This window comes from Pseudomonas sp. (assembly GCF_026224925.1).
Classification (GTDB): Bacteria; Pseudomonadota; Gammaproteobacteria; order Pseudomonadales; family Pseudomonadaceae; genus Aquipseudomonas.
Map to the genome: position 1 here is coordinate 1 of NZ_JAMFRV010000030.1, position 12,145 is coordinate 12,145.

A 12,145-nucleotide genomic window follows, 5' to 3' on the forward strand; every position below is an offset into this window, starting at 1 on the left:
AGGCTCGTTCCAGTTCAAGTGGCAGCTACACACAAAGTACGTTGGGCCGCAGCCTGGGTAATTCTTCAGTCTCGTCTTCTGTCTCTCGCGGCGGTTTCGGCAGCCAGGCGACCGCCCGAAGTGGTTGGGGTGGTAAAAGCAGCGGCTCAAGCTTTGGCGGTTAACAGGAACGTTCTCCATGAAAAAAATCAGCATCGAAGAGCGCCCCGACTGGCGCGAAACCGCTGAGCGCGAGGGTTTCAATTTCCACACCATTGATGGCGAGCGCTACTGGGACGAGCGCGCCTACTACCAGTTCACCGAAGAACAGATCACCCGGGACATCGAAGCGCCGACCCAAGAGCTTCATGCAATGTGTCTGGACGTGGTGGAGCGGGTGGTGGAAAGCGAGGAGCTGTTGACCCGACTCGCCATCCCGCCAGCATTTTTCGATCTGGTCCGCACCTCTTGGAAAGAAGGGCATCCGCATCTGTACGGGCGCTTTGACTTCAGCTACGACGGCGTCAATCCGGCCAAGCTGCTGGAAGGCAATATGGACACGCCGACCTCCGCCTACGAGGCCGGTGCTTTTCAGCTCATCTGGCTTGAAGAGCAAATCGCACGCGGCGTTTTGCCTGCGCATGCCAGTCAGTTCAACTCGCTGGCGGAAGACCTGGTTCGGGCGTTCACTGCGATCAAAGAAGGTGGGCCGTTTTACTTCTCGGCCATGTCCGGCTCCAGTGAAGATCGGGGCACCACAGAATTTCTGCGCAAGATGGCCAAGCACGCGGGTATCAAAACGCGGCACATCGACATCGAAGACATCGGCCTGAATTCCCAGGGAAGGTTCGTCGACTTAGAAGGGCGCTGGATCGAACGAATTTTCAAGCTGCATGCGTGGGAACATGTGTTCCATGAGCCTCACGGGCAGGCCATTCCGGCGTGCGATACGCAGTTCATCGAGCCGGCCTGGAAATCGATTATTTCCAATAAAGGTATCCTGCCACTGCTCTGGGAACTCAACGAAGGGCATCCAAACCTGCTGCCATCCTTCGTCGACCAAGACCCGCGAGCCCCGGTCCCTAAAGGCTGGGTGCGCAAACCCTACTTCTCCCGTGAAGGCGCCAACATAGAAATCCGCACCCCTGGCGATCAGGTCATTTTCGAAGACGGCCCCTATAACGACGCCCCGTACATCCTGCAAAAATTCGCCCCATTGCCTCGCTTTGGTGACAGCTACACCCTTGTCGGTTCATGGGTCGTGGGCGACGCCGCGTCGGGCATAGGCATTCGCGAAGATGACAGTTTGATCACCAAAGACAGCAGCCGGTTTTTACCTCATGTGGTGATTGATTGAGGTGGGTTGGTGCGCACACGGTGATTGCAGGCCTGACGCCTTCGCAAGCAAGCTTGCTCCCACAGGTTTTGGGAGCAGCTTAGGCATTAGTGTTAGTGCTAGGTATCGCGCGGGTTCGGGATATTTTCAGCAGTGCTGCCCACACAAACACCCGCCAATGCCCCGATCCTGTGGGAGCTTGCCCTCACAGGTTTTGGGAGCAGCTTAGGCATTGGTGTTAGTGCTAGGTATCGCGCGGGTTCGGGATATTTTCAGCAGTGCTGTCACACGAACACCCGTCAATGCCCCCGATCCTGTGGGAGCAAGCTTGCTTGCGAATGGCGCGACGCGGTTCACCTGATCAGTCAGGTCAATCAATAAGCCGCGACCAACCCGTCCTTGCGTGGATCAGTCCCGCCAACATAGCCGTGGGCCGTGCGCTGGATAATTTGGGCACCGCCGAAGGCGAATACGCCGCTTGGGTCTTCGACGTCGATATCGTGGCCTTTGGCGCGTAACCCTTCAACCACTTGCGGGTCGAACGAACGTTCCACGGCGACCTTCAGGCCGGATTCGATTCTCCAGCGCGGGGCATCAGCGGCGGCTTGTGGGTTCTGTTTGTAGCGCAGGATGCGCATCATCATCTGCAAATGCCCTTGGGCCTGCATCGGGCCGCCCATCAAGCCGAATGACATCAACGGCGTACCGTCGGCGTTCATCACAAAACCGGGAATGATGGTGTGGAACGGGCGTTTACGCGGTGCGACGACGTTCACGTGCTCAGGGTCCAGGGAGAAACCCACGCCACGGTTTTGCAAGCTAATGCCAGTGCCAGGCACCACCACGCCAGAGCCAAAGCCCATGTAATTGGACTGGATGAACGAAATCATCATGCCGCTCTCGTCAGCAGCGGACAGGCACACCGTGCCGCCGGCTTTTGGCGAACCGTGGCCGGGGTTGGCAGCCTGTTCGGTGACCAACCCTGCGCGTGACATCAAGTAGGCGGAGTCCAGCAACTGCTCTGAGGCAAAGCGCATGTGGTCGTTATCAGCGACATGTTCGTTCAGGTCAGCCAAGGCCAGCTTCATGGCTTCCAGCACTGGGTGCACGGTTTCCAGGCTGTCCACCGGGTACTCGCCGACGCCCAGCGCTTCAATCATGGTCAGGCCGGCGAGGGTAGCGATGCCCTGGCCATTGGGTGGCAACTCGTGAACCACGGCGCCGGCATACGGCACTGACAAGGTTTCGATCCAGTCCACGGTGTGCGTCGCCAAGTCATCCAGACTCATGACGCTGCCGTTGGTAGTCGCGTGAGCGATGATCGCTTCAGCCAGTTCGCCACGATAAAACGCCTCGCCTTTGGTTTGAGCGATCAACTCCAGGGTACGGGCGTGATCTTTGAGGCGGATTTTTTCCCCGGCCAGCGGTGCTTTTCCGTCGGGCATGAAGCACTCTGCGAAACCCGGTTGTGATTTGAGCAGCTGCGCACCGCGACGCCACAGCTCGGCGATGATGGGTGTCACCTGATAGCCGTCACGCGCATAACCAATGGCCGGTTCGGCCAGTGTGGCGAAAGGCAGTTTGCCGTAACGCTCGGACAACTCGACCCACGCCGAGACGGCACCCGGTACGGTGACTGAGCCCCAGCCGCGTTGCGGCATTTCACTTTGGCCTGCGAAATGTTCAGGCGTCCAGGCTTGCGGCGAACGGCCGGAAGCGTTCAGGCCCTGAAGTTTCTTGCCGTCCCAGACGATGGCGAACGCGTCACTGCCGATACCGCAACCGGTGGGCTCGACCACGGTCAAAACCATGGCCGCCGCAATCGCGGCGTCCACTGCATTACCGCCACGGCGCAGCATGTCCAGGCCCGCTTGGGAGGCCAATGGCTGTGAACAGGCGACCATGTTGGTGCCCATCACCGGCGAACGCGCGGAAGCGTAGGGTTGGCTGTAGTTCAGATCATCGAACATAGAATCGTCTCTTTGGCAGAAGGTACGGAAGGTAGGGTTAGCCTTTGGGGTCCAGCGCGTCGCGCAAGCCATCGCCCAGCAAGTTGAAGCACAAGACTGTGAGGTAAATCGCCACGCCCGGCGCAATGGACATCCACGGCGCTTGCTCCATGAAATTTTTCGCGGTGTTCAGCATTGATCCCCAGGACGGCGAGGGCGGTTGCTGGCCCAGGCCGAGAAACGAAAGGCTGGCTTCCGCAAGAATCGCCGAAGCGATAGTCAGTGTGGCCTGCACCACCAGCGGCGACATTACGTTGGGCAGCACATAACGCAGAATGATCCAGCGGTCCGGCAGGCCGATGGCCCGGGCACCTTCGAGATAATCCTCGTGCTTGATCGACAGTACTTGGCCGCGGGTCAGCCGGGCGAAAATCGGCATGGCGGACAGACCAATAGCAATCATGGCATTGCTCAGGCTTGGGCCCAGAAAGGCTCCTAAGGCGATGGCCAGGACCAGGAACGGGCAGGAAAGCAGTGCTTCCATGATTCTCGAAATCAGTGCGTCCAACTTGCCACCGAAGTAACCCGCCACCAGGCCCAACGGCACGCCAATCAGCATGGCAATCGCTACCGAAACGCCACCGGCCAGCAACGAACTACGCGCCCCCCACAGCAGTCGCGAGAACAGGTCGCGGCCCAGTTCGTCGGTGCCAAGCCAATAGATCAACGAAGGCGCTTTGCGCACCGCGAGAAAGTTGGCTTTAAGCGGGTCGTGGGGCGAGATCCATGGCGCGAAAGCAGCGGCAAGGATAAACAACAGCAACACGGCCGCGCCCAACACTGCACCCTTGTTGGCGAGGAATTTTTTGACGAAGGGCGAACGGCTGCGCGGCTGCAGCGCACTGAGGGTGACGCTGGCAATGGCGGTCATGAAGCATTCCTCAAACGCGGGTTGATCATGCGGTAGAGCACGTCAGCGAGTAAATTCAGCAGCAGAAAGCCGATCGCTACGCACAGCACCACGCCTTGTACAACGGCGTAATCTCGATTGAACACCGCGTCGACGATCATCTTGCCGAAGCCTGGAATGCTGAACACCTGTTCGGTCAGCACTGCGCCGCCGAGCAATTCGCCAAAGAGCAAGGTGGTCAGCGTCACGATGGGCATCAACGCATTACGCAGTGCGTGCTTGAGGATCACCGTGTGCGGGAGCAGTCCCTTGGCCCGGGCGGTGCGCACGTAGTCGGTGCGCAGCACTTCGAGCATGGCGCTGCGGGTGTGGCGCATGAGAATTCCTGAGAGCCCGGCGCCCAGCACGAAGGCGGGCAGGATCAATGTCTTCAAGTTTTGCCCGAAGTCCTCACCCATGGGCACGAAGCCTGAGGCAGGTAACCAGTGCAGCTTCACCGCGAAGATCATGATCAACAGCAATCCTAGCCAGAAGTGCGGAATGGATATCCCTGACAACGCGACGATGTTCGCCCCGTAATCCACTGCCGTGCCTTTGCGCACGGCGGAAATAATTCCCGTAGGGATGCCGATCAACAGCGCAATCAGCAGGGCGAATACGGCCAGTTCCAGCGTCACCGGTAACTTCGATGCCAGCAGCGTAGTCACGGGTTGTTCGGTGCGCAACGAGGTACCGAAGTCACCCTTAAGCACGTTGCCGACCCAGTTCAGGTATTGCAACGGCACAGGATCATTGAGTCGGTACTTGTCGCGCAGGTATTCCATTACTGCTGGGTCTCGCTCTTCACCGGCCATTGCCAGCACCGGGTCGCCCGGCAGCAGTTTCTGCAGGGTGAAGACGAACAACGACACCAGAATCAGCGTTGGAATCGCACTGAGCAGGCGTCGCAGGATAAACATTAGCATGCCGAACCCCCGAGAATATGCCCGTCAATCACGGCTTGAATGCAACGTCGGCCAGACGAATAAGGCCGTCTGGATTGGGCACGAAACCGGTCACGTTGTTACGCATGGCGATGATTCGCGGGTCGAAATACAGGTAGGCGGTCGGTACTTCATCGGCCAGCAAACGCAGCACTCCGTTGTACAACGCCTGGCGTTGCGCCACATCGTTGACCGTACGCGCTTTGTTCAGTAGTTCGTCCATTTTTGGGTTGCAATAATGACCGTCGTTTTGACCGCCTTTGCAGGACGCGAACGGATGAATATCACCGTCCGGATCAGGACGCCCCGACCAGGCGCTCATGCCAATCTGGAAGTTACCGCTTTGCTGTTCGCTGAGCAGGGTGGCGTATTCAGTGGCCACCAACTTGACGTTGAAACCGGCTTCACCGGCCATGGCCTGAATGATCTGGCCGACTTGTTGTGCGATAGGGTTGTTGGCAACTTTGAGCTCTACGTCCAGGGGCATTTTTACCCCTGCTTCGGTGAGCAGCGCTTTGCTTTTTGCCACGTCGCGTGTGGGAATCGGCAGTTCCTTGTCGTAGTACGGGCTGTTTTTCGGGAACGGTTGCGCGCTCGGTGCGTACAGGCCTTCGAACACCACCTGATTGATCGCGTCGCGGTCGATAGCCAGTTCAAAAGCTTTGCGAACGCGCTTGTCCTTGCCTATCGGTGTATTGGCTTTTTCGCCGTTGGCCACGTTGAACATCAGCTGCATGTAACCCAGGCCGGGCGTGTTGTAAATCGTCAGATGGCTGTCGGCCTTTGCGGTCTTTACATCGGTGGGCGCGACCCGTTCGATGATGTCCAGGTCGCCGGAGCGCAAGTTAGCCAGACGCACCGAGGTATCCGGGATCGGCAGGAATATTACTTTGTCGAAGTGGTACGCCTGCTTGTTCCAATAATTGTCGAAACGCGCCAGCACGATGCGATCCTGCTGCACACGCTGGACAAATTTATACGGACCGGAACACACCGGATTGCTGGCGAATTCACCTTGGGCGGCTTTGGGCGCGAGCATCATCCCGGCGCGGTCCGACAGCTGCGAAATCAGCGTCGCGTCGGGTTGTTTGAGCTTGATGGCGACGGTTTTTGCATCGATCACCTCAACGCTGTCCACCGACAACAGCTCGCTCTTGCGCAAAGAGTCAGGGAGGATGCGCGCACGGTCCAGGTTGAACTTCACTGACGCCGCATCGAACAGTTCGCCATCGTGGTAAGTCACGCCGTCGCGCAGTGTCAAGGTCAGGGTCTTGCCGTCCTCGCTCCAGTTCCACGCCGTGGCCAGTTGCGGCACGTAGGTCAGGTCCGGCGCGACATCCACCAGTTTGTCGCAGAGTGCGGTGTACACCAGTCGGCCCGAATACGTACGCGAGCGATGCGGGTCGAGGACATCGGGGTCGTCCTGAATACCGATGCGCAGGGTGGATTCAGCAAAGGCGGCGTTGGCGGCCAGCAACAACAACGTTCCTGTCAGTAGGCGTGCGACTTTCATGTCTGGCTCTCCATCGATAGGGATTGATGAGTCTTGAACAGGTTCAGGCGCTGGGTGTAGGCCGCGCTAGGTGTCGGAAGGATCAGAGTGCCGCTCCCGGCATTGGCGATTTCACGCCAGAAATGGCACGCAACCTGGCGCGTGGTCTCGACGGTTTGCATGACTGGCACGGCTTCTTTGCACAACGCGCGGGCATGCGGGCAACGGGTATGGAAGCGGCAGCCCGAAGGTGGTCGGCTAGGGCTAGGCATGTCGCCGCCGAGCACCGGGCGCGGGTGGCGCAAATCAGGATGGCTGACGGGGACAGCGGCCATCAGTGCCTGGGTGTAAGGATGCAATGGCGTTTCGAACAGCGCATCAACCGGCGCCAGTTCAACGATTTCCCCGAGATACATCACCGCCACCCGATCACTCATGTGCCGGATCACCGCCAGCCCATGGGCAACGATCACCAGGGTCAGGCCGAATTGATGTTTGAGGTCTTCCAGCAGATTGACCACTTGTGCCTGCACCGACACGTCCAGTGCTGACACCGGCTCGTCACCGAGGATTAGCCGTGGCTGCGAAGCCAGCGCGCGGGCGATACCAATGCGTTGGCGCTGGCCGCCTGAAAACTCATGGGGATGGCGTGCCCCGTGCTCCGGAGCAAGGCCCACGGTGCGCAGCAGTTCGGCGACTTTGGCCTGACGGTCGCTGCCGCTGGCTTCGCTGTGCAGCCAGATCGGCTCGCCGATAATTGATTCCACGGTCATGCGCGGGTTCAGCGATGCGAAGGGGTCTTGAAAGATGATTTGCAGGTCGCGGCGCACCTGACGCAGCTTGTCCGGCGCCAAGTTGGCGAGGTTACGACCTTCGTAGATCACATCCCCAGCGGTGGGCTGTAACAGATTCAGTAGCAAGCGGCCCAAGGTTGATTTTCCGGAACCGGACTCGCCCACCAATGCCAGGGTCTCGCCGGTGCGCACGGACAACGAGACATTATTAACGGCTTGTACCGGTGGCTTCTTGCGCTGGAATAAACCGCTTTCCACTGCAAAATGTTTGCTCAGGCCGACGCCTTCGAGGATCGGTTTCGGTGTCGAGCGTTCGAGCAAAATATTGTCTACTTTTTTACGTTCCGACGGGATCATGCGCTGGCTCCCACATGCAATTCCAAGGGCACGCGGATGCACGCTGCGAAATGCCCCGCTGACAGTTCGAGCAACGCTGGACGGGCATCGCGACAGGCCTGAATCACAAACGGGCAGCGTCCGGCAAAGCGGCAGCCGTCAGGCATTTCTGCGGGAGTAGGCACGCGGCCGTTGATGGTCGCCAAGCGTCCTTCGCGGGGGCCAATGGACGGCATAGAACCCATCAAACCGATGGTGTATGGGTGCTGCGGGTCGTCGAACAAGGTCTTGACCGAGCCGCTTTCCACCACCTGCCCGGCATACATCACCATGACCTCGTCGGCGACCTCCGCGACGACGCCCAGATCATGGGTGATCAGAATCATTGCGGTACCGGTCTCGGCTTGCAGGTTGGCGATCAGAGAAAGAATCTGCGCTTGAATCGTCACGTCCAGCGCGGTAGTCGGCTCGTCGGCGATGATCAGCGCCGGATCATTAGCCAGGGCCATGGCGATCATTACCCGCTGGCGTATGCCGCCGGACAGTTCATGGGGATACGCATCGAGACGTTGTGCTGCGTCCGGTACACGGACCTTTTCCAGCATCTCCAGTGCGCGCTGCCGTGCAGCCTTGGCGGACAAGCCTTGATGACGGATCACGCTTTCGGCGATCTGCTCGCCAATGGTAAACACCGGGTTCAGCGAGGTCATGGGCTCTTGGAAAATCATCGCCATGCGGTTGCCTCGAACGTCGAGCAGGCGCTGTTCAGGCATGCCCAACAAGGCTTCGTTCATAAGACCTGAGGCGCTGGCAGTGACGTTGGCGGTGTCTGGCAGCAGGCCCATTAATGCCATGGACGTCACGCTCTTGCCGCAGCCGGACTCACCGACAATCGCCAGCGTTTTACCCGCCTGCACCGAGAAAGAGACTCGGTCCACGACGTTGGCTGGCGCGCCGGGAAAACGCACGGTCAGGTCGCTGACGGTGAGTACTGGCTGGCTCTGGTTCGGGCTCATAAGCTCGCCTCGAGGTCTTGATGGATAACGTGATCCAGCGCTTGTTGCAGTCCGCGCAAATGCCCACGCATGGCGGTTGCGGCCTTGATCGGGTCGCGGCTTTCGATAGCACTGACAATGTCGTCATGGTCGTGGCTGTAGGTAGTGAGACGATCGGCATTGCGCGCCCGCTGACGCAGATCTCGCCACATCGGATCGAGGCGGATCGCGTCGAGCATTTCGAAGATATCCAGCATCAGACGGTTGCCCGCCGCTTCGGCAATCCCGCGGTGCAAGGCACTGTCCCAGAGTTCAAGTGCTTGCGGGTCGATCTGCTCGGCATCCTGCTGATGCGTAGTGCGCTCGGCCAGTCGCCGCAGAATCGCCATCTGCTCGCCGTTGGCCCGAACCGCTGCCAACGAAGCGAGGGCGGGTTCCAGGTGCAGCCGGGCTTCCATCACTTCACTAAAATTGGTTCGTCCGGAAAGTCGGGCAAAACTCAGCGATGCGCTGGGCGGCGTCGGGCCGACAAACGTGCCCTTACCTTGGCGCCGCCAGATCTGGCCTTCGGCTTCCAGCACCGATAAGGCGCGACGAATCGCCCGTCGGCTGACCCCGAAATCCGCCGATAGATCGCGCTCGGTCGGCAACGCCCGCTGGGGAAACGCCGCATGCTGCGCCACCATCTGCCGCAAGGCATCTAGGGCCATCTTCGACGAGTTGTCAGAGGTTGAGTCAGGGTCGAACCGTTGCATCGTGGTCACTCGCGCCAGGTCGAAGAAAGGTCGTCAGATCAACTGTTGGGCAGATCCGAGTGTCTAATGGCGAGTGCAATTGCGATGCCAATTGAAATTGGTTCGCCATGATTGCGCACACTGGGTCTTGGCAATCAGTGGCGGTGACGTCGGGCGGGCCAATGGCTAATGGTTCGAGGAGTTGGTTCGGAGTAACGATTCAGAATTGGTTCGCAAGAGCGCGAACCAATTTTTGGCGATGGACTACGGTTGTGCCTTTTTTTGGGCGGGGAATGCGTTGGGGTGGGGCAAGATCAGTTTCAGTAACATGCAGCGGTTTGTGTCAGCGCATTTCTAATGCGTTTGCCGTAAAGCCCCACGGTTAAACCAATGATGACCAGGCCAAGCGCCAACAGCTTGGTAGCGGGCACGCTCTCGTTGAAGATCAGCACCGAGCCCAGCAGTCCAAAGATCGGCACCAGCAGTGACAGCGGGGCCACTGTTGATACCGGGTATTGTTTCAGCAGTGAGTTCCACACCCAATAGGCAAACAGAGTGTTGGGATAGACCTGGAACAGGATCGACAGCACCGACGTCACGTTGACTTGATGGGCGAAGGCAGTAAAACCCGCCGTACCATTGACTGCAACGTCCAGAAAGAAAAGTGGCAGCGGAGAAAACGCGCTGGACCATACGAGAAAGGCGAACACCTGTTTGGTGCTGGTCTTCTTGTTGATGATGTTGGCGACGCTCCAGGACACGGCCCCGAAGACCACCATGGCAAGCCCTGGCAGGGTGACTGATCCATCGCTGATGAAAATGATACTGACCAGGCCGCCCAAGGCGATCACGATGCCCAGTAACTGATACTTGGTCAGTGCCTCTTTGAATACCCAGGCACCCAGGAAAATCGTGAAGAAAGCACTGAGCTGTAAAACCAGCGAGGCGATGCCTGCGGACAATCCTGACTTGATGCCAAGGTTCACTACGCCCCACAAACCAATACCAAATACCAGCCCGTAGCCGATTATGTAGCGCCATGGGACATCCGGTTTCTTTATGAAAAATATGGCAGGGAGTGCACATAACGAGAAGCGGATGCCAGCCAGAATGAACGGGTCTATGGTCGCCAGGCCCAGTTTGATGACTGAGAAATTTAGCCCCCAAATGGCTGTTATGAGTATTGCCAGTAACAAGTCTCTTGTTTTCATCGTGTCTTCCTTGTGACGCCCCAAAAGATAAATGCGACGGCGCTAATAGACGCCCCCAATCCACAAACTGCATGCCAGCCCCACAAGGCGTAAACCTGCGTTGCGCCAGCCGCACCCAAGGCGCTGCCGATGGAATAAAAAAACATGTAAGCGCCCACCAGTCGGCTTTGGGCGTCCGGTCGCGCGGCGAAGATCATGCTTTGGTTGGTGACATGCACTGCCTGAACAGCGAAGTCCAGCACGACAACTCCGATGACCAAAAAGATCAGCGATGTCTCCATCAGCGAAGTGGCCAACCATGAGAGGGTTAGCAGGACTAACGCTATGCCGGTGACCCGTTGTCCTACTCCCTGATCTGCCCAGCGTCCTGCATTGGAAGCTGCAAGCGCGCCGGCGACGCCCGCGAGACCGAACAAGCCGATTTGCGTGTGTGATAAAGAATAAGGCCGGGCGCTTAGCGGCAACACCATCGACGTCCACAGCACACTGAATGCTGCAAAAATCAGCAGTGCGAGAACGCCCCTGACCCGAAGCAGCCGCTCAGTGACAAAGAGTTGGAACACCGACGCGATCAGTTTGAGGTAAGGCGTTTTTACCTGAGCCGTCGTCTGGTGAGGCATGGTTTTAACCAGTAGTGCGGACATCAGCAACATCAAAACCGCTGAAACGTAATAGACCGATCGCCATCCAGCGAGATCCGCCAGTGCCCCTGACGCGAATCGCGCGAGCAATATCCCTAGCACTATTCCACTGGTCACCTTGCCTATCGCTTGACCGCGCTCAACAGGTGTTGCCAATGCAGCGGTGTAGGCGACTAGCACTTGGATCACGACTGCCAGCAGACCCACCATCACCATCGCACTTAAAAATAGCGCTAATGCCTGAGCTGAGGCAGCGACCGTTAACGCTACTGCAGACAGCAACATTTGCCCAATGATCAGCAGTCGCCGATTGACTAAATCACCCAGTGGAACAATGAACAACAGACCTATCGCGTAGCCGATTTGTGTCGCGGTAACCACGATGCCTATAGCACTCTGGGCAACATCCAGGCTTTCAGCCATCGACTCCAAAAGAGGTTGCGCCAAGTAGACGTTGGCCACCGCCAAACCACAGGTCACCGCAAATAAGAGCGTGACAGCACTGGTCAGTGGTGGAGGTATGTTGAGGGTCAAGAGTCCTTTCCTTGGTATGAAATCAGGTTTCAAAACAAAACCAGATAATTGTTTTTTACCAACTCTGGTTTTAATCTGCAACTACATTTTGAAAGGTGCTGTCAATCCATGGCCAAGCAAGAGTCTCTGAAATCCAGTGAATGCCCGGTCGCTAGAACATTGGAAGCCATCGGTGATCGATGGTCGCTGATGATCATTCGTGATGCGTTCGACGATATCCGCCGTTTCAGCGAGTTTCAAAAAAGCCTAGG

11 protein-coding genes are annotated in these 12,145 nt (G+C 58.1%); 2 read left to right on the top strand and 9 right to left on the bottom strand.

The window, feature by feature from the left end:
• Positions 1–178 precede the first annotated feature (178 nt).
• A complete protein-coding gene (locus M0974_RS01510) occupies positions 179–1,336 on the top strand; it encodes a glutathionylspermidine synthase family protein (RefSeq protein ID WP_297831758.1) in 1,158 nt (385 codons plus the stop codon).
• A 353-nt stretch (positions 1,337–1,689) separates the two neighbouring features.
• Here the strand turns inward: M0974_RS01510 and M0974_RS01515 are convergent, their stop codons facing one another.
• The 9 genes from M0974_RS01515 to M0974_RS01555 form a co-directional block, all read right to left on the bottom strand.
• A complete protein-coding gene (locus M0974_RS01515; RefSeq protein WP_297831760.1) occupies positions 1,690–3,285 on the bottom strand; it encodes a gamma-glutamyltransferase family protein in 1,596 nt (531 codons plus the stop codon).
• Positions 3,286–3,322: 37 nt separating this feature from the next.
• Positions 3,323–4,195 carry an ABC transporter permease gene (locus tag M0974_RS01520; protein ID WP_297831763.1) on the bottom strand — a complete coding sequence of 291 codons (873 nt, stop codon included), beginning with the start codon at positions 4,193–4,195 and terminating at the stop codon, positions 3,323–3,325.
• Positions 4,192–5,139: an ABC transporter permease gene (locus M0974_RS01525; RefSeq protein WP_297831765.1), complete on the bottom strand. Its 948-nt coding sequence runs from the start codon at positions 5,137–5,139 to the stop codon at positions 4,192–4,194. Before M0974_RS01525 ends, M0974_RS01520 begins: the two co-directional genes overlap by 4 nt.
• Positions 5,140–5,167: 28 nt before the next feature.
• Entirely contained in the window at positions 5,168–6,670 is a 1,503-nt protein-coding gene (locus M0974_RS01530; RefSeq protein ID WP_297831768.1) for an ABC transporter substrate-binding protein, read from the bottom strand.
• Positions 6,667–7,800 carry an ABC transporter ATP-binding protein gene (locus tag M0974_RS01535; protein WP_297831770.1) on the bottom strand — a complete coding sequence of 378 codons (1,134 nt, stop codon included), beginning with the start codon at positions 7,798–7,800 and terminating at the stop codon, positions 6,667–6,669. The genes M0974_RS01530 and M0974_RS01535 overlap by 4 nt, the downstream gene beginning before the upstream one ends.
• On the bottom strand, positions 7,797–8,795 hold the full coding sequence (locus M0974_RS01540; RefSeq protein ID WP_297831773.1) for an ABC transporter ATP-binding protein: 999 nt from the start codon (positions 8,793–8,795) through the stop codon (positions 7,797–7,799). Before M0974_RS01540 ends, M0974_RS01535 begins: the two co-directional genes overlap by 4 nt.
• Positions 8,792–9,529 carry a FadR/GntR family transcriptional regulator gene (locus tag M0974_RS01545; protein ID WP_297831776.1) on the bottom strand — a complete coding sequence of 246 codons (738 nt, stop codon included), beginning with the start codon at positions 9,527–9,529 and terminating at the stop codon, positions 8,792–8,794. The genes M0974_RS01540 and M0974_RS01545 overlap by 4 nt, the downstream gene beginning before the upstream one ends.
• A 299-nt stretch (positions 9,530–9,828) precedes the next feature.
• A complete protein-coding gene (locus M0974_RS01550) occupies positions 9,829–10,719 on the bottom strand; it encodes an EamA family transporter (protein ID WP_297831779.1) in 891 nt (296 codons plus the stop codon).
• Positions 10,716–11,894: an MFS transporter gene (locus M0974_RS01555; protein ID WP_297831782.1), complete on the bottom strand. Its 1,179-nt coding sequence runs from the start codon at positions 11,892–11,894 to the stop codon at positions 10,716–10,718. Before M0974_RS01555 ends, M0974_RS01550 begins: the two co-directional genes overlap by 4 nt.
• Positions 11,895–12,002: 108 nt before the next feature.
• On the opposite strand from M0974_RS01555, the gene M0974_RS01560 reads away from it, so the two are divergent.
• A partial coding sequence (locus M0974_RS01560) for a winged helix-turn-helix transcriptional regulator (protein ID WP_367278936.1) occupies positions 12,003–12,145 on the top strand: 143 nt, incomplete at its 3' end.